This window comes from Micromonospora halotolerans (genome assembly GCF_032108445.1).
Classification (GTDB): domain Bacteria; phylum Actinomycetota; class Actinomycetes; order Mycobacteriales; family Micromonosporaceae; genus Micromonospora; species Micromonospora halotolerans.
In genome coordinates, this window is record NZ_CP134876.1 from 6,218,047 (window position 1) to 6,234,491 (window position 16,445).

General features: G+C 71.9%; 19 protein-coding genes and 1 pseudogene. 14 read left to right on the top strand and 6 right to left on the bottom strand.

All coding sequences use genetic code 11. The features are described from left to right. Window positions 1-81: 81 nt before the first annotated feature. From RMN56_RS29225 to RMN56_RS29270, 10 genes are all read left to right on the top strand, one after another. Window positions 82-900 carry a ribonuclease HI gene (locus RMN56_RS29225; RefSeq protein ID WP_313721062.1) on the top strand — a complete coding sequence of 273 codons (819 nt, stop codon included), beginning with the start codon at window positions 82-84 and terminating at the stop codon, window positions 898-900. 406 nt (window positions 901-1,306) lie between these two features. Next, on the top strand, window positions 1,307-3,793 hold the full coding sequence (locus RMN56_RS29230; RefSeq protein ID WP_313721064.1) for an AAA family ATPase: 2,487 nt from the start codon (window positions 1,307-1,309) through the stop codon (window positions 3,791-3,793). Further along, on the top strand, window positions 3,790-4,194 hold the full coding sequence (locus tag RMN56_RS29235; protein ID WP_313721065.1) for a hypothetical protein: 405 nt from the start codon (window positions 3,790-3,792) through the stop codon (window positions 4,192-4,194). Before RMN56_RS29230 ends, RMN56_RS29235 begins: the two co-directional genes overlap by 4 nt. Then, on the top strand, window positions 4,191-4,628 hold the full coding sequence (locus RMN56_RS29240; RefSeq protein ID WP_313721066.1) for a DUF4190 domain-containing protein: 438 nt from the start codon (window positions 4,191-4,193) through the stop codon (window positions 4,626-4,628). Before RMN56_RS29235 ends, RMN56_RS29240 begins: the two co-directional genes overlap by 4 nt. Before the next feature lie 113 nt (window positions 4,629-4,741). Then, window positions 4,742-5,233, top strand: coding sequence for a hypothetical protein (locus RMN56_RS29245; RefSeq protein WP_313721067.1), 492 nt, complete (start codon window positions 4,742-4,744; stop codon window positions 5,231-5,233). A gap of 73 nt (window positions 5,234-5,306) precedes the next feature. Then, the gene (locus RMN56_RS29250) at window positions 5,307-5,555 is read left to right on the top strand and encodes a hypothetical protein (RefSeq protein WP_313721068.1); all 249 of its coding nucleotides are present in this window, start codon (window positions 5,307-5,309) and stop codon (window positions 5,553-5,555) included. 14 nt (window positions 5,556-5,569) lie between these two features. Continuing rightward, on the top strand, window positions 5,570-5,749 hold the full coding sequence (locus RMN56_RS29255; protein WP_313721069.1) for a hypothetical protein: 180 nt from the start codon (window positions 5,570-5,572) through the stop codon (window positions 5,747-5,749). Between the two features lie 124 nt (window positions 5,750-5,873). Further along, window positions 5,874-6,062, top strand: coding sequence for a hypothetical protein (locus RMN56_RS29260; RefSeq protein ID WP_313721070.1), 189 nt, complete (start codon window positions 5,874-5,876; stop codon window positions 6,060-6,062). 348 nt (window positions 6,063-6,410) lie between these two features. Continuing rightward, window positions 6,411-6,626, top strand: coding sequence for a hypothetical protein (locus RMN56_RS29265; RefSeq protein ID WP_313721071.1), 216 nt, complete (start codon window positions 6,411-6,413; stop codon window positions 6,624-6,626). Further along, window positions 6,623-7,195, top strand: a complete 573-nt coding sequence (locus RMN56_RS29270; protein WP_313721072.1) for a DUF4352 domain-containing protein — start codon at window positions 6,623-6,625, stop codon at window positions 7,193-7,195. The genes RMN56_RS29265 and RMN56_RS29270 overlap by 4 nt, the downstream gene beginning before the upstream one ends. 319 nt (window positions 7,196-7,514) lie before the next feature. On the opposite strand, the gene RMN56_RS29275 is transcribed toward RMN56_RS29270, so the two are convergent. After that, entirely contained in the window at window positions 7,515-7,652 is a 138-nt protein-coding gene (locus RMN56_RS29275; RefSeq protein ID WP_313724918.1) for a hypothetical protein, read from the bottom strand. A gap of 7 nt (window positions 7,653-7,659) precedes the next feature. Here RMN56_RS29275 and RMN56_RS29280 point away from each other — a divergent pair. Next, window positions 7,660-7,831 (top strand): annotated as a pseudogene (locus RMN56_RS29280) (TetR/AcrR family transcriptional regulator); the annotation flags it as partial. Window positions 7,832-8,037: 206 nt separating this feature from the next. Further along, window positions 8,038-8,601 (top strand): histidine phosphatase family protein, encoded by a 564-nt coding sequence (locus tag RMN56_RS29285; RefSeq protein WP_313721073.1) that lies wholly within the window; start codon window positions 8,038-8,040, stop codon window positions 8,599-8,601. Here the strand turns inward: RMN56_RS29285 and RMN56_RS29290 are convergent. Genes RMN56_RS29290 through RMN56_RS29300 form a run of 3 tightly spaced genes read right to left on the bottom strand, consistent with a single transcriptional unit; the run spans window position 8,598 to window position 11,648 of the window. After that, window positions 8,598-8,942: a hypothetical protein gene (locus RMN56_RS29290; RefSeq protein ID WP_313721074.1), complete on the bottom strand. Its 345-nt coding sequence runs from the start codon at window positions 8,940-8,942 to the stop codon at window positions 8,598-8,600. The two genes, RMN56_RS29285 and RMN56_RS29290, sit on opposite strands and share 4 nt — an antisense overlap. Beyond that, window positions 8,914-9,609, bottom strand: coding sequence for a response regulator transcription factor (locus RMN56_RS29295; protein WP_313721075.1), 696 nt, complete (start codon window positions 9,607-9,609; stop codon window positions 8,914-8,916). The genes RMN56_RS29290 and RMN56_RS29295 overlap by 29 nt, the downstream gene beginning before the upstream one ends. Further along, complete coding sequence (locus RMN56_RS29300) at window positions 9,606-11,648, bottom strand: histidine kinase (RefSeq protein ID WP_313721076.1); 2,043 nt, start codon at window positions 11,646-11,648, stop codon at window positions 9,606-9,608. The genes RMN56_RS29295 and RMN56_RS29300 overlap by 4 nt, the downstream gene beginning before the upstream one ends. Window positions 11,649-11,819: 171 nt before the next feature. Here RMN56_RS29300 and RMN56_RS29305 point away from each other — a divergent pair, with 171 nt between their 5' ends. Continuing rightward, on the top strand, window positions 11,820-12,320 hold the full coding sequence (locus RMN56_RS29305) for a hypothetical protein (RefSeq protein ID WP_313721077.1): 501 nt from the start codon (window positions 11,820-11,822) through the stop codon (window positions 12,318-12,320). A 38-nt stretch (window positions 12,321-12,358) separates the two neighbouring features. On the opposite strand, the gene RMN56_RS29310 is transcribed toward RMN56_RS29305, so the two are convergent. Continuing rightward, window positions 12,359-12,613, bottom strand: coding sequence for a hypothetical protein (locus RMN56_RS29310; protein ID WP_313721078.1), 255 nt, complete (start codon window positions 12,611-12,613; stop codon window positions 12,359-12,361). A gap of 1,064 nt (window positions 12,614-13,677) precedes the next feature. Between RMN56_RS29310 and RMN56_RS29315 the strand changes: the two genes are divergently transcribed. After that, window positions 13,678-14,514, top strand: a complete 837-nt coding sequence (locus tag RMN56_RS29315; RefSeq protein ID WP_313721079.1) for a DUF4352 domain-containing protein — start codon at window positions 13,678-13,680, stop codon at window positions 14,512-14,514. A 71-nt stretch (window positions 14,515-14,585) separates the two neighbouring features. Here RMN56_RS29315 and RMN56_RS29320 read toward each other — a convergent pair whose 3' ends face one another. Continuing rightward, on the bottom strand, window positions 14,586-16,091 hold the full coding sequence (locus tag RMN56_RS29320) for a serine/threonine-protein kinase (RefSeq protein WP_313721080.1): 1,506 nt from the start codon (window positions 16,089-16,091) through the stop codon (window positions 14,586-14,588). Window positions 16,092-16,445 lie beyond the last annotated feature (354 nt).

Here is a 16,445-nt window from a genome sequence, read left to right on the forward strand (position 1 = left end):
GACCGCCGCGGCGACGTCTTGACAGCCGTCGCGGCCGGTACCGCCCACCCCTTCGCTGGCTACGAGACGTCAGGAGGCGTCGTGCGTCCCGATGAGTTCCTCCGTGCCCTGGACCTGCTCCCCGCTCCCCTGCACGCCCGCGCCCTCCCCCTGCGCCGCTACGTCCGCCACACCACCTGCGCGGAATGCCAGCGGATCGGCGACGCGGTCACGCTCGCGCTCACCGCGGCGAACTACGACGAATTCGACTCGGCCAGCGAGCTCCTGGACACCGCTGAGCGCCTCGCCGCCGCGCATGGCACGGCCTGCCGTCCGCATCAGGACGAGCAGCGCGGACGCGGCCGGGTCACGCGGTGGGCGGAGGTGTCCGCGCCGGTCGTCGCGGCGACCGACGCCAGCTGGAAGGGCCGCGCCGGCGGCATCGCATACGTGGTCAGTGACGGCCACTACGGCCTGCGTGGCCGGGGCACGGGCCGGCTCGACCCGACCGGGGCGTCGCGGGTGCTGATCAACGAGTTGCGGGCGGTGGACTTCCTGCTCTCGGCGTACGAGGAGGCGCCGGCGGGGATGACGGTGTTGCTGGACAGCACGGTGGCGCTGCGCTGGCTGTGCCGTTGGCAGGCCGGTGAGGTGTCGGCGATGCCGGCCGGCTACAGCCTGCGCCAGCGCCGCTGGGCTGACCGGCCGACGCTGGTGCGGCTCGCCGATCAGGTGAGCCTCCGGCCGGACCTGTCCTTCCAGCACGTGAAGGGGCACAGCGGGCATGCCCTCAACGAGGCTGCCGATGGCCTGTCGCACATGGCCCGCCGCCGGGTCGAGGAGAGCTTCGACGTTCGCCCGCGGGCGCACGACCTGGTCGGCGCCTTCCTGCGGGACTGGCACGCCGGCCTTCCCCACTGATCCGGCCCGCCGGGCACGTCGGCTGATCCGCTGCCGGCACTACGCACCAGCTTCCCCACCACCACCTCATCGGGCGGGTCGATGAGTCATCGCCCCGCGGACACCACGCGCCTGGAGGAGAAGACGATGACCTCGGTACAAGCACTCTGGGCCGGTCCGGGATTCCACCCGCACCCGCCAGTCGGACTCCCGCCGGCCGTCGGCCCGGCCGGTCATGGCGCTGCTCAACGGGCCACCGCCGCCGCGCCAACCTCGTCGGCCAGCCCCGACTGTCCTGTTGCGCTGCCGGCCTGAGTACCGATCACTTCACAGGCGGCAATTGCACACCGTTGTCGCATCAGCACGGCCAGCGAACCGGCCCGAGCCGGAACCGTCCACCTTCCCTGCCCTCCCCGGAGGTTGCCCGATGAATCCCACGGAACCCCTGGTCGAGCTGATCTTCGACCGGCTCGCCGCGGACCGCGTACCCGATGACACCGCCGAGGTGGTCCTCGCCGCGCTGAGCGGCGAGGCCGACCTGGCCGCCGCGCTCGCCGGCGCACCGACCACGCTGGAGCCGCAGCGCACCGCGGCGGACGAGCCGCGGGAGCGGATCTGGCTCTCGTCGGTCACCGTCGCCGGGTTCCGCGGCGTCGGCCCGGAGCGCACCCTCGCCATCGAGCCCGGCCCCGGGCTGACCGTGGTGGTCGGGCGCAACGGCTCCGGCAAGTCCAGCTTCGCCGAGGCCGTGGAGCTGGCCCTTACCGGGGACAGCGCGCGCTGGGCGGACCGCAACAGCGTGTGGCGTACCGGGTGGCGCAACCTGCACGCCGGCGACCCGTGCCGGATCGCCGTGGAGCTGCGGGTCGACGGGGTGGCCACGCCTACCCGGGTGGTCCGTTCCTGGCCGTCGGAGGCGGAGCTGGGCGATGCCGAGGTGGCGGTCACCAGCGCACGCGGCACCCACCGGGACCTCGCCGAGCTGGGGTTGGCTCGGCCGCTGGAGCTGTATCGGCCGTTCCTCACCGCCGCCGAGCTGGGACGGCTCACCGCCGGCACGCAGAGCCAGCTCTTCGACGCCATCTCCGCGATCCTCGGCCTGGAGGCGATCACCGACGCCGACCGCCGCCTGATGACCGCCGCGCGCCCCGTCGACGCCACCATCAGGGAGGTACGCGGACAGCGCGCCGCCCTCGCCGCCACCCTCGCCGGGATCGACGACGACCGGGCCCGCCGGGCGGCGGCGCTGCTCGCCGTAAACCGTCCGGACCTGGCGGCGCTGACCGCGATCCTCGACGAGCCGGACGAGCCGACCGCCGATGAGGCAGTGCTTCTCTGCCGGCGGCTGGCGGACATGCGGCTGCCCGACACCGACGAGGTGACCCGCCTTGCCGGGCAGCTGCGGGAGGCCGCCGCGCAGGCGCGCCGGCACGACGGTGGCCGGTCGCGGGCGTCGCTGCGCAGCGCCGAGCTGCTCCGGCTGGCCATCGAGCACCACGACGACCGGGGTGACGGGTCCTGCCCGGTCTGCGCGACCGGCCGCCTCGACGGCGACTGGCGGACCAGCGCGGCCGCGTCCCTGGCGGAGCTGCGCGACCGCACCCTGGCTGCCCAGGCCGCCGCTTCCCGGCTGACCGCGCTGCTGCAGCGGGCGCACTACCTGATTGACGACCTGGACGTGCCGAGCGGTGACGCCGACGGGGTGCCGGTCGACGACCTGCACGCGGCGGTGACGGCGCTGCGGCTCGCACCGGGCGGGCCGGAGGAGCTGGCCGACCATCTGACCGCGCGGTACCCGGCGGTGCTCGTGGCGGCGCAGGCCGCGCAGGCGTACGCGAAGGGTCTGCTCCGCCAGCGCGACACCGGCTGGCAGGCGGTGGCCGGCGACCTGCGGGCCTGGATCGCGTCGGCTGCGACGCTGCCGGGGCGTGAACGCGCCCTCGCCCGGTTGAAGGCGGCGCGGGCGTGGCTGAAGGAAACGGGGGCGGAGCTGCGCAACCAGCGGGTGGCGCCGTTCGCCGAGCACTCGCAGCGGATCTGGGCGCAGCTGCGGCAGGAGAGCAACGTCGAGCTCGGGGCGATGACCCTGGAAGGGGCGAACACCCGGCGGCGGGTGGTGATCCCGGTCAGCGTGGACGGCGCCGACAACGGCACCGCCCTGGGCGTGATGAGCCAGGGCGAGATGCACGCCCTCGGGTTGGCGACGTTCCTGCCGCGCGGCTGCGCGCCGGAGAGCCCGTTCCGGTTCATCGTGGTCGACGACCCGGTGCAGAGCATGGACCCGGCCAAGGTGGACGGGCTGGCCCGGGTGCTCGCCGAGCTGGCCGAGCAGCGGCAGGTGGTGGTCTTCACCCACGACACCCGGCTGCCCGACGCGCTCGCCCGCCTCGACCTCGGACGGTCCCGCATCGTGGAGGTGACCCGCGCGGAGAGTTCGGTGGTGACCCTGCGGCCCGGCTCCGACCCGGTGACCCGCTACCTCGACGACGCGTACGCGCTGGCCCGCACCGAGGAGATCGCGTCCGAGGTGCGCGGGCCGGTGGTGGCGGAGCTGTGCCGCTCGGCAATCGAGGCGGCCTGCCACCGGATCGTGTGGCGGCGGCGGGTGGCCCGCGGTGTGCCGCACGACGACATCGAACGGGCCGTCGTCGCCGCCTCCCGCAGGCTGACCACCACCGTCGCGCTGGCACTGTTCGACGACGCCGACCGGGGCGGTGACGTGCTCGGATACCTGAGCCGCCGGCACGGGACGCGGGCAGTGGGCGCGTACAAGGCGTGCAAGGAGGGCGTGCACGGGGCGTACCTGTTCGACCTGCCCGAACTGGTCTCCGACGCCCGCCACCTCGCAGAGGCGCTGCGGGCCCACGTCCCTGCGGTGCCCGCGCCCCGCGACGGCGCCGAGGTCCGGTCGTGACCGCGCCGACGCCCCGACACTGCCTGGCGGCGGCCGACCAGATGCTGCGCGGCGCCGGCCCGCTCGGCGCGGCCGCGGTGACCGCCGGATGGTGGCCGCGGGCGTGCGCCTGCCTGATCCGGCTCGCCCTCGAAGGCGGCATCGACGCCTACTGGCGACGGACCCGCCCCGTGGTGGCCGCGTGCCGGCAGGGCCGGGCGAAGCAGCTGATGCTGCGCGGCCGGTTCGGGCCCGGCCCCGCCGTCGCCCGGCGGGTCGCCTTCACCTGGGCGGCCCTGTCCGCCGCCACCCATCACCACTGCTACGAACTGGCGCCGACGGCCGCCGAGCTGCGTCGCCTACACACCGAGGTGAGCGCCCTGCTCACCCAACTCGACGGAAGAACGGAACCCCAGCGATGACCTACCCGCAGCCCGGCACCCACCCCACCCGACCGCAGCCGCCGCTGCCCGCCGTCCTGGGGCCGTATCCCCCGGTGTCCGCGCCCACCGGCGCGTACGCGCCGGTCCCGGCCATGCCCTACCAGGGCGGCTACCCGCTCGGCGGGCAGCGACTCACCGTCCAGCCCATCCTGACCTCGGGAATGGCGACGGCGTCGCTGGTGCTCGGGATCCTCGGCGTGCTCGGCGGCTGGTGCCTGTTCGGCCTGCCCTGCGTCCTGGCCGTCATCCTCGGCCACCTGGCCCTGCGGGAGACCCGCGACGGCATGCGGTCGGGGCACGGCATGGCGGTCGCCGGCCTCGTCCTGGGATACGTGTTCGTCGGCCCGATGATCCTCTTCACCGTCATGGTGTTCTTCGGCAGCGTCCTGAGCGCCGCCACCCCGACGCCCTAATCCGGGCGGAACAACAGGTGTGACACGACGCCGCCACCGCGGCCCGGAAACAGGCGCCCACGAGGCCGCCGGAAAGACAGGAACGCATGTCTCAGAAGAATAGCCTCCACGCCGTGCCCGACCCGTCCTTCGAACTGTCTCGGCGGGACGACGGCTTTGTCGTCACGGCCCGCTGGCACACCGACACCGGATCGGACGAGATCAACGGACCGGACGAGGTCGTCATCCGCATCGCCGACGAGGCAGCCCCCGAAGTACGCCGGCACGGCATCACGTCGGCGGTCCTGCACCGGATGGGCCGACAGGTCGACGACATGGTGGCGGAGTTCCACCACATGCCCAGCGTCGGCGCGTACCAGGTGATGGTGAGCCGCTACATCGAGGGCCGGCTCGCCGAGCTTGCCCAGGCCCGCGGTGCAACCGCGGACGGCTTCGAGGCCGACCTGCTCGCCGTCTACGAGGACCTGGCCGAACGCCGGCATACCGACCCGCTCGGTGCCCTCGCCACCGCAACCGGCCGGACCCGCGCCGCCCTCGGCCGCCTGCTCGACGTGGCTCGTCAGCGGAACAATCAGGAGGGACCCTCGCGTGAGCGCCTCGCATGATGCCCCGGTGACATCGTCAGATCCGGGCCGCGTGTGGTCGGAGGTCTTCCACCGCAGCCGTGTCTCACCCCACGTGTTCGTAGTCGCCGGAGCCGCGGCGGACCAGGTCAACCAGGTGGTGGCTGGCCTCGACCTGCCGCAGGCCACCTCGAACAGCCTGTTCGACAACGCCCACTGGGCGACCCCGCTGCTCGACGGCGCCGTGACGCGGCTGCTCACCTACGGGCTGCCCGCGCTGCCCAGCGGAACCCGGGTGTACGGGCACCGGCCGCTGCGACTGCTCTGCCACCTCATGGACCTGCGGCCACCGCCCGCGCACTGACCGGCGAGCGGCACGTGTCGGACATCGACCAGTTGCTGGCCGACCTCGACCGGCAGCGGCAGGCCGAACCCGAGGCGCTGCTCGCCCAGGCGCGTACAGCCATGGCGAACGACGCGCAGGAGGTACTGGCTGCGGTCCGGGTGTTCTTCGGAAACGAGGCGGCTGGCGTGACCGCCGTCGAGATACCCGGATAGCTGCGCCCATGGCCGTCCATCCGGTTGGTGGCGGACCGGTCGGCGGCAGGCGGTGAGGCACGACCGGGCCGCGTCGACGTCACCCCCGTCGTCGACGCGGCCGCCGCCACGACACACTGTCGACATGAACCACGGGCATTCCGACGACATCGCGACGGCGATCCGCACGCGACACCTGCAGACACCGATCGCTCGCGTTCTCTGCTGCGGCGCGGACACGCCCGCCTCGGACGCCTCGGACGCCGCCAACGCCCTGGCCGACGCCGGCGTCGACTTCGCGCCCGTCACCCGGAACGAGGACATCTGCGGCTAGCCGAGTCGACGTGGCGAGACCTGATCATCGCCATCCTGATCGCGGTGGGCATCGCCGTCTGGACCATGCTCTCAAATTCTGCCGGTGTTGTGCTGTATGAGCGTTACGGAACGCCGGAGACTATGCAGGGCACGATGAAGGATTAGGACGGCGGCCGCCCTGCGTGCGCGCACCCATCCGCTGACCGGCGCCCAGCAGGAGGAGGTCGCCGGGATGCTGTCGCCGCTGCACCCTCTGCAGCACCGCCTGGCCGCCGTGGTGCACCCGTGGCGGGAGCCGCTGCCGGCGTCCTGGTCGGGGTAGCTCGAGAGGCCGGAGCCGCTGCGGTCCGTGCAGGTGGAACCGACGGTGGCCGAGATCGGCGCCGACGTCGCCTTCAAGCACGCGCGGTGGCGGGTTCGGTACGCGCAGGCCCGGCGCGACATGTCGGTGTACGACGTGCCGCTGCTGCTCGGCGAGGAGGAGGGCTACTTCGGCGAGCCCCACCCGGGTCGGGTAAATGTACGGAATGAGCGAATCATGCGGATGTTGGGTGTGTTTCGTCTGCTACGGTCGCCGCCATGACTCGCGCCCACTACGCCGCTGCTTTCGCCCTGGTCACCGTGCTTGCCGGGTGCGGCGGTGGGCCCGAGAAGCCCGTTACGGTCGGCGCCACCCTCGCGCCCACGTCCGCGGCCCCGGCGACGTCGACGCCGGCGGCATCGCCGTCGGCGAGCCCGAGCCAGGACGGCATGCTCGCGATCGGCCAGACCTTCACCTTCGAGAACAACACCATGACCACCAGCGTCCTGGGGTACAAGCAGCCGATCGGCGAGGCCAGCCGTGACATGAAGAAGGAGGGTGAGGCGTTCGGTGGGCTCGAGGTGAATACCTGCAACCTGGCCAGCGCGAGCGAGCCACGGCAGGTGAACGTCTTGCCCTGGTCGCTGGAGTTGCCGGACGGCACGACCACCAGCCACCGCTGGTCCGGCGTCGTGTCTGCCGAGTACCCGTACAGCCCCAAGACCCTCAAGCCGGGCCGGTGCGTGAAGGGGTGGATCGTCTTCACGGTACCCGCGAAGGGCGAGCCGTCCGTGGCGGTTTACGAGGGGCAGGGCAACCAGGGTCAACCGGCTGAGTGGAAGCTGAGCTGACACGACACGACGAAGTCCCCCACCTCTCGGTAGGCGACAGCAACGGATGACATCCCATCTCAGCCAGCGCCTGATTCGGCCACCCGCCGCCCGTGGGCGCAGCGGAAGGCGGCGGGCGCTGTTGCGTGTCGGTGGCCAGGGCTCGGGGCGGGCTTTTGGCGAGTGAAGGTATCGAGCCGTCGTCGCCCTTGGTCGCCGCCGGGGCCGGCGTTCACCGGGTTCTCCCCACGCACGTCAGCGTGGTGCGCCGCAGCCACCACCGTGCTCAGAACGGCAGGCCGCACGAGGCCGGCCCGCCATGCGGAGCACCGGCGTCCTACTACTCGTTCGCGGATCCGGCCGCCTCCCACAGCGCGGCGACCGCCGTGCGCACCGCCGGGGTGTGCTCGACCGCGTCGTGCACGACCACGTGTATCGACCGGATCGGCGTCGGGCGGACCACCCGAACGCGGGTCACGCCGTCGGGTAGGTTTCCCCACATCGCCGAGATAGCAATGGCCGCCGCTCACGACGAGGGGTCGGTCGTCGGCCAAGGGTGTGACGACGAGTTCGAGCTCGAGTTCGCGCTCGACCTCATGGTCGACGGATTCGAAACTCCACCGGCAGGGGTGGACGTCTCGCGGCACCCGGTCCTGACCCGGCGCCAGGCATTCGCGCCTGGACGGCTGAAGCTCAGCCGGCCCCTGGTATGAGCCTGGGATGACGGCGTCAATGCGGTCGTTCCCAGCACGTGACCACCGCGGCTGGCAGTGCCGGCATCAGTGGAGCTAGAACCTCCCGTCAATCGGCGCCTCGCGGATCAGCTGCCCCCGGAGCTCTCACCGCACCGGTAGCCTCGCCGCATGCCGACCGAGATCGTTTTTGAAACTCACTCCTGGAGCGAGGACAACGACCGTGGCATCGCCACCGGGTGGCTGCCCGGCCGGTTGTCGCCGCGAGGACGAGTGCTGGCAGCGGAGCTTGGCAAGCGCAGGCGAGACGACGGCATCGCCGCGGTGTTCGTCTCGGATCTGCGCCGGGCAGTGGAGACGGCCGACATCGCCTTCTCGGGAACTCAGATCCCGGTCCTGCACGACTGGCGGCTGAGGGAGTGTGACTACGGCGACCGCAACGGCATGTCCGCCGCCGAGTTGCACGAGCATCGGGATCGGTATCTCGATGAGCCCTACCCTGGTGGCGAAAGCTGGCGGCAGGCCGTACACCGGGTTGGTCGATTCCTCGATGACCGGTATCTGCGGTGGGTTGGCCAGCGTGTCCTGGTGATCGGACATGTCGCCACCCGATGGGCCCTCGACCACCAGATCGACGGGGTCCCCCTAGAAGATCTGATCAACGCCGACTTCGCCTGGCGTGAGGGCTGGGAGTACCGGATAGCCGACCCGCACAATCGACAGGACAGGACCTAGCGGACCACCAGCGTCGCGGTGGTGTGATGGACCAGCGAGGCGCTGATGCCGGTGATGGCCATCGTGAATGTGCCGCGCGGGGTTCGGCCAGCGGCGCTCACCCGCAGCGTGGGGGCGCCGGAGGCGCTCACGGGGTTCGGCGTGAAGCTGGCCGATGAACCGGTCGGCAGCCCGGTGACCTTCAGTGCCACCGCCTCGGTGAACCCTCCGATCGCCGAAGTCGAGACCGTGTAGGTGACGGCCCGGCCCCGCAGCAACGTTGTTCGGGAATGCGGCACGCTCATCGCGCCAGATCGCATGATCTGAACGGGTTCAATGTCCTGAGCCGTGCTCGCGGCCAAGTCCCGCATCGCGGCCCTTGACTATCGCCGCCGCCCGGTCCGGCACCTGCAGCTTCGTCAGCACGGTCGAGATGTGGTTGCGCACCGTCTTCTCCGACAGCACGAGCCGTCTGGCGATCTCGTGGTTGCGGCAGCCGGCCGCCATCAGGTCGAGCACCTCCCGCTCCCGCGGCGTAAGGTCCGGGAATACCTGGGCGGAGAAGTCTTTCTGCGCTCCGGTGAAGAAGGCCATGATCCGGCGGGCGACGGCAGCGCCGTACACCGCGTCGCCGGTCGCGACGGCCAGCACGGCGCGGACGATTTCATCGCGCTCGGCGCCCTTCACCAGGTACCCGTGCGCGCCGGCGCGGAGCGCCCCAAACACCGCCTCGTCGTCCTCATGCATGGTCAGGACGAGCACCCGTACGCCGGGCCAGCGCGCCCTGATCCGTCGGGTCGCCGCGGCGCCGTCCACCCCGGGCATCGCGAGATCGGTGAGCACGACGTCGGGTTGGGTCCGCTCCACGAGGGCGATCAGGCGCTCGCCGTCCGGCGCCTCCCCCAGCACCTCGATGGAGTCCGCTCCGCTCAACGCCGAGCGGAGGCCGAATCGGAACATCGGGTGATCGTCAGCGAGGACCACCCGGACCGGCGGCCGGTCTCCGCCTCCGCCGACGTTCGGGCTCACGACGCGTCCTCGATCGGGAGGCGGGCGACGACTGTCGTGCCACCCCGACCAGAACGCACCTCGAGACTGCCGCCGACCGACTCTGCCCGCCGGCGCATGGACGGCAGGCCGACCCCGGTCCCCGCCCCGTGGCCGGTCATTCCGCTTCCGTCGTCGGCGATCGTCACGACGAGTTCGTGCCTGCCGGTCGGCAGTTGCGCTCTCGTCATCGCTACGCTGACGGTTCGGGCGTTCGCGTGCCGCACAACGTTGGTCAGCGCTTCCTGGGTGATCCGGTAGGTCGCGGCTTCGACGGGAAGCGTCAACGTCGGCAGGTCGTCGATGTCTACGGACACCTCGACGGCCCCGTTGACTGAGTCGGCGTGCCGACGTACGGCATTGACGAGGCCAAGTTCGTCCAGGGTGACGGGACGGAGGTCGTCGATGATCCGGCGGACGTCGTTCACCGTGGTGGCGACCTCCTCCCGCAGCCGACCGACGATGGCCTGTGCTGTCGTGGTGTCGGCGGCGGTGATCGCGTCGTCGATCGCCTGCAGTCCGAGTCCGATGCCAGCCAGGGCCGGACCGAGCCCGTCGTGCAGGTCCCGACCGAGACGCTGACGTTCCGACCGGGTCGCGGCAACCACCCGGTCGCGCTCCAGCTGCAGCGCCTCCATGAGGTCAACGGCGCGCAGTACCACCGCGACCTGCGGCGCCAGCAGCCCGAGCAGGCGGCGGTCGTCAGGCGTGAACGGCGATGCGTGGTGCCGGTGCCCGACCTGTAGCTCACCGATGCGCTGTCCCTCGAGGAGGAGGGGTATCGCCTCGTGGCCGCCGGCGACGACGTCCGCCTCGCCGGCGTCGTAGCCACGATCCGGGCGCGCCACGGCCACCGGCCGGCCGTCCACCGCGACCACCGCCGCCCACGGGGCCCGTACGGCATCGGCCACCCCGGTCAGGACCCCGGCGAGCGCGTCACCCTCGGCCGCGACGGTGCCGCCGACCCGGGTGACCGCCTCGAGCGGGTCCCGGCGGGCTCCGTACACGAAGCGGTCCACGCCGCGCTGCAGGCGGTCCCGCAGCGGGGTGATGCCCACCGCCACCAGGGCCGCGGCCACGACGCCGGGCAGCCGACCGTGGTCGAGCAGGCTTCCGGCGAAGGCCGACACGCAGAAGTACACCCCCACGACGGCAGCGGTGAGCGTGCCGTAGGTGAGGGCGGGGCGCAGTACGATGCCGAGCAGGCGGTAGCGGATGACGCCGACACCCACCGCGACCGGTACGAGGAGCGCGACAACGGCGAGCACGGGCCGCGGCAGCGGGACGAAGAACGCGCCCAGGGTCAGCGGGATCACCGCGGCAACGAGCCAGGCGAGTTGCACTCGCTGAGGACCGCGAGCCCGTACCAGCCGCACGGCTGTCGCCACCCAGATCGTGGCCGTGCCGCAGATGATCGTCGCGAAGCAGGCGACGACGCCGACCGTTGTCCACCACCCGGTGGGCAAGACCGCTGGGGCTTGGCCTGCGCCGACATCGTCGTAGGAGTCCTGGCTGAACGTCGCGCCGACGGTGAGTACGGCCATGGCGATGACAACGCCGAGCACCGGCCACCGCCACCATCGGGCCGGCAGGCGACCGGTGGGATAGAGGGCCAGCAGGACGTTCGCCTGCAGCAGCAACGACGGGAAATAGATCATGACGGTGAGGAGGCCCACCCAGTCGGCGTACGGCCAGGGCGGGTCGGCCCGCGTGCCGAACGCGCCGTAGGTGTTGCCGCTGTTCGAGACGGACTGCAGCGCCCCGACCAGCACGAGAAGCCAGCCGATCCGGTTGCGCGGGCGCAGCGTGACCAGCAGCGCGCCGGTGACGACCCAGGCCAGCCCGGCCACGGCGACGGCCGGGGTCGGATCGAGGCCCTCCCCGAGCGGCGGCTGCGTGCTCGCCCAGCCCACCAGCGCGGCCATGGCGACGGAGGCTGCCACGACGAGCCACGCGAGCAGAACGGTCACCCGCGCCCCAGGAACGCGGACCGAGCCAGCGACCTCCACCTCATGGTTCACGCGCTCATTGTCAGTCAGCGGTTGTCCCGCACAACACCACGGATGTCCCGGATCAGCCGGGCAGTCGTCCCGGGTGCGATCGCGACCGCGGTCCCATGCGCCCGACCGTCCGGGCGCCCGAGTCTCACTGCCATAGCCGTCGCCCGACGGCCCGCTGCGAGAGGAACTCCGATGACGACTCACCTTGACAACCCGACCGCCACTTCCACACAGCGCCGGCCCAACCTGGCGGTCGTCGGGGCCGTCGGCGGTTCGGTCGCCGCCCTGCTCGCGATGATCTCCACGGCCGTCGACTCCCCGTTCCGTCCGAAGGAGGGGCCGACCTCGGGCCAGTGGGGAATCTTCCCCGACGCCTCGGCGGGAGAGGTCGCGGCGCACGCCGGCATCGCCCTGCTCGCCGCGGTGGTCGTCTTCGCAGTGGCGGCGCGGGTGGCCCTGCGGCAAAAGCCCGGCTCGACCGCGGTGTGGTCGCTGGTGCTCGCGATCCTCGGCCTGCCCACCGGCATCGTCGTCTACTGGTCCGGGCTGCCGGCCGCACTGGGCATCGCGGCGATCGTGTTGGGGCTGGACGCGCGGCGCCGCCTGGGCCGGCTCCCGGCTAGCGCCGCCGTCGGGATCGGGCTCGGAGCGATCGTCCTCATCGCCAATTCGATGCTGGTCTTCGCGAGCTGACACACGTCACGCCATGATCGCCGCTCCGGGAGCGGCGATCATGGCATGCTCCGGTGCCGTCGCTCCCCGCCAAGCCGCCACATTCGAGCGCAGCGACGTGGACATCGCGCAAGCCCGGTCCTCGCCGCGGGACCGGGTGCTGCACGGCCGTCGAAGTGCACCGAGGCGCGGGTCACGCCGGGGAACTCCTCAGAGTGGTCGGCGCCCTCGGCGGGGTCGAGGAAGTCGGTGCGCCACCGGTTGACGACGTCGTAGGTGCCGGTGAAGAAGCCGAATCCGGTGCTGTTGTCCATGTCCCGCACGTTAGGCAACCGCCCCTGACATCTTCTGTCGGTAGACCGAGATGGCTCCTCCGGCACACACGCGAGGGCGGCGGTGGCCCGGCTCGGGGTGCGCCAGCCGCTCGCCGCGAACGCCGACGGGCCCGGTCTCGTGCTCACCGCCACCATGGACCCAGCTGGGCAGCGGCTGCTGCACCTGCTCAACGTGGCACCGTCCGCGGTGACCTTCGCGCTCGACTGGCAAGGCGTCCCGGTGCTCGCCGGCCGGCGGCTGCGCGTGCCCGCCCGCACCGGGCTGATCCTGCCGTACGGGGATCCGGGCCGGCGCCGCCACGCTGGTGGAGACAACATGCCAGAGGGTTTGCCCCGCGTGCCGAGCCGCCGACGTGCGCGGCGGCCGCCGCCACCTGTGAATACCGCAGCTCTGGAATACCACCCCTTCACCAGCAGGTGCGTGCGGCGACCGAGGCGATCGTCGGCGGGGTGACCGGCAGCTTCGCCAATCCGAGCACGCTGCTCCCGGCCGGTCCGATCGGCGGGTACACCTGCGCTACACGGGAAGGACGCACCCGTTGTCGACGTTCCAGCCTCGGGAGTTCGCGACGCTGCTGTCCCCGCCCCGACTGCAGCGTCGGGGCATCGTCGCGCACCCCTGGCCGCAGCCGCTGCCGGCGAGCTGGAGCGGGCAGCTGGGCCTGCCCGAGCCGCTGCGCTTCGCGCAGGTGGAGCCGACGGTGATGGCTGAGATCGAAGTGGACACGGCTTTCGAGCACCGGCGATGGGCGCCACCGGGTGTGGTACGTGCGTCCGCGGCTGGACCTGTCGGTGTACGCCGTACCGCTGCTGCTCGGCGACGGGGCTAACCAGTTCTGGGACGCAGCGGCCGGAGCGTGAACAAGTTGGTGGCTCAACGGGTGACGGCCGGGTCACCAAGGTCGGGCGTTTTTCGAGCTGACCGGGCGTGTGGGTCAGGCCAGCCGGAGGACCGTTGCCTGAGGCAAAATGTGTCAGGGTGGAAAGTATTGCGCTCAACTAACGGGGCAGCGCGAAATCAAGACCTGGGAGAACACCACTCAATGACCACCCCCTACGACCCTGCGCAGAACCAGCCGCCGGCCGGCCAGCAGCCGATGCCGCCCACCGCTCAGTTCCCGCAGGTGCCGGCCGGCCAGTTCCCGCCGCCGCCGCCCGGGCAGTTCCCTCAGCTGCCCGGCCAGTTTCCGCCGCCGCCCGGCGCGCCGGCGCCCGCCGCCCGCAAGCGGCCCTGGCTGATCCCCACCCTCATCGGCGTCGGCGCGTTCGTGGTGCTGTGCTGCGGCGGCTCGATGGTGATCGGCCTGGTCAGCGGCGACGACAAGAAGACCGATGTGTCCGCCAGCAGCGACATCCCCGCTGCCAGCCCCAGCGCCTCCACCCCCGCGGCCGTCGCCCCGAGCACGTCGGCCCCCGCACCGGCCAAGCCGGAGCCGGCGAAGACGACTGCGGCGCCGGCCCCGCCCAAGCCGAAGACCTTTGGCGTCGGCGACAAGGTGCGCGGCGGTGACTTCGAGTTCACCGTCAACGGCGTGAAGTGCGGGATCTCCCAGGTGGGCAGCCAGTTCCTGAACACCAAGGCGCAGGGCACCTTCTGCAAGATCAACGTGACCGTCAAGAACGTCACGAAGAGCGCGCACACCTTCCACGCCGACGGCACCCTCACCGCCCAGGACGCGACCGGCCGGGAGTACGAGGCCGACGGCGAGGCCGGGATCTACGGCAACACCGACGGGCAGGGTTTCCTCGACGAGATCAACCCGGGCAACTCGCTGAAGGCGAACGTCTACTTCGACGTGCCGAAGGGCACGAAGCTCAAGACGATCACCTTCGACGCCGGCCTGTTCACCCTCGCTGAGGACGCCGTCGTCACCCTGTGATCGCCCCCCAGCCGTGAAATGCGTGACTGGCGACAGCAGCGACAGCCCGGAAAACCCCGGGCTGTCGCTGTTTACCGTAGATCGGCGGCGATCCGGTCGGCGTCGGCGGTCAGGCCGTCGTAGCCGTCGGCGGTGAGTTTGCCGTCGCGTCGCAGGTCGCTGAGCTTGTCGCGCAGCTTCTTGAGCTGGTCCTCGGCATGGTCGGTGTCGCTCTCGGCGATCTCTTTCGCGATCGCGTCCACCTTGGTGTGCAGGTCCTTCGCGGCATCGGGGTTCAACCGGCCGGCTTCCACCTGCTCCCGGATCGACTGGCGCATGCCGGCGATCGGGTCAGCGCGTGGGGTGCGGCTCGGCCTTCGGGAGGTGGCCAGAGGGCTCGGTGCGGGGCTGCCCGGGGTGCGGGTGGCGGACGCGACGGCCCGCAGGGTCGGCGTGGCGGGCGCGACCGTGACCGGCACAGCCGGCACGCGGGGCGCCACGACGGTGGTGGCCGATGCCGGCGGCGTGGTCGGTCCCGCGATCGAGGTGTGGTCGTCCCGGTCGAGCAGCGTGAAGCCGGTCAGGGCGAGCAGCGCGACGCCGAGCAGGGCCGCCGCCAGCAGCGCTTCGCGGCGACGCCGTGCCGGGCGGTAGCCCGGCCTGGGGCGTGCTGGGCCGGCTGCGTCCGGCGTGGGCGGAAGAGCGATCACCGGCGTGGACCGTCCCGGCTGGCCCGGGTCTGCTGGCGTGACCGGCACGAGGGGAACCGGCGTGCCGGCCCGGGGCAGCAGAGCTGCGAGGCGGTCCCGGACGTCGGCCGCGTCGCGCGGCCGGTCGGCGGGATCTTTGGCCAGCAGTTCGGCGACCAGCGCTTCGAGCTCGGCGGGTACGTCGGGCCGGCGCTCCCGCAGCGGCTGGGGTGGCTCGTTGACGTGCTGATGCAGCACGCTGAGCTGCTCGCCGACGAACGGCGGACGGCCGGCGAGCATGGCGTAGAGGGTGCAGCCCAGCCCGTACAGGTCGGTGCGGTGGTCCACCGCCTGGCCGAGGGCCTGCTCCGGGGACATGTACGAGCTGGTGCCCAGCTTGGTCGCCGGCTCGGTGAGGGTTTTCTCCCCCTCTGCCCAAGGAAGTCGGGCGATGCCGAAGTCGCAGATCTTCACTGTGCCGGTGGCGGTGACGATCAGGTTGCCCGGCTTCACGTCCCGGTGCACCACCCCTGCCGCGTGCGCGGCGGCGATCCCGTCGCAGGTCTGTACGGCTATCGACAACGCCTGCAGGACGGGGAGCGGGCCGTCGGCGATCAGGGCGGACACGGTCCGCCCCTCCACCAGTTCCATGATCAGGTAGGAGTCGTTCGCCTCGGTGCCGAAGTCGTGGACAGCGACGATGTGCGGATGGGTCAGCCCGGCCGCTGCACGGGCCTCGCGGTCGAAGCGTTCCGCGGCCATCGGCTCCTTCAGTCCCGCCGCGGCGAGCACCTTGATCGCCACCGGGCGGTCCAGGCGCAGGTCGCGACCACGCCACACCTCACCCATGCCGCCGTTGCCCAGCAACTCCTCGGACTGGTAGCGGCCATCGAGCAGACGTCTCACCACGCGTCTCACTGCTCCAACCCTGCGCGCCGCTACACGGGGGGGCGGTGACGCGACGGCCGGCATCGGGGTCATCGGACGATCCATCAGGAGTTGCTCATGGTGGTGGGTCCCCCCAGTTGGTCAACGCGCCATCGGCACCGAGGAAACGACCGACCGGCGCCGGCTACGCCCTGCTCCGGCGGGCAGCCGAAGCTGCCGCCGTCCGCGTGCAGCTCAACAAGGTCGTGACCGCCTCCGCCGCCGACGGCGAACCCGGCGCGTACCCACCGTTCTCCGCCTGACCGCAGAATCCGCGCTGAGAAGTCGGTGCGCCGGATCTAACTGCCGGAGTCGGGCTCGACGAGCAAGGGCAGG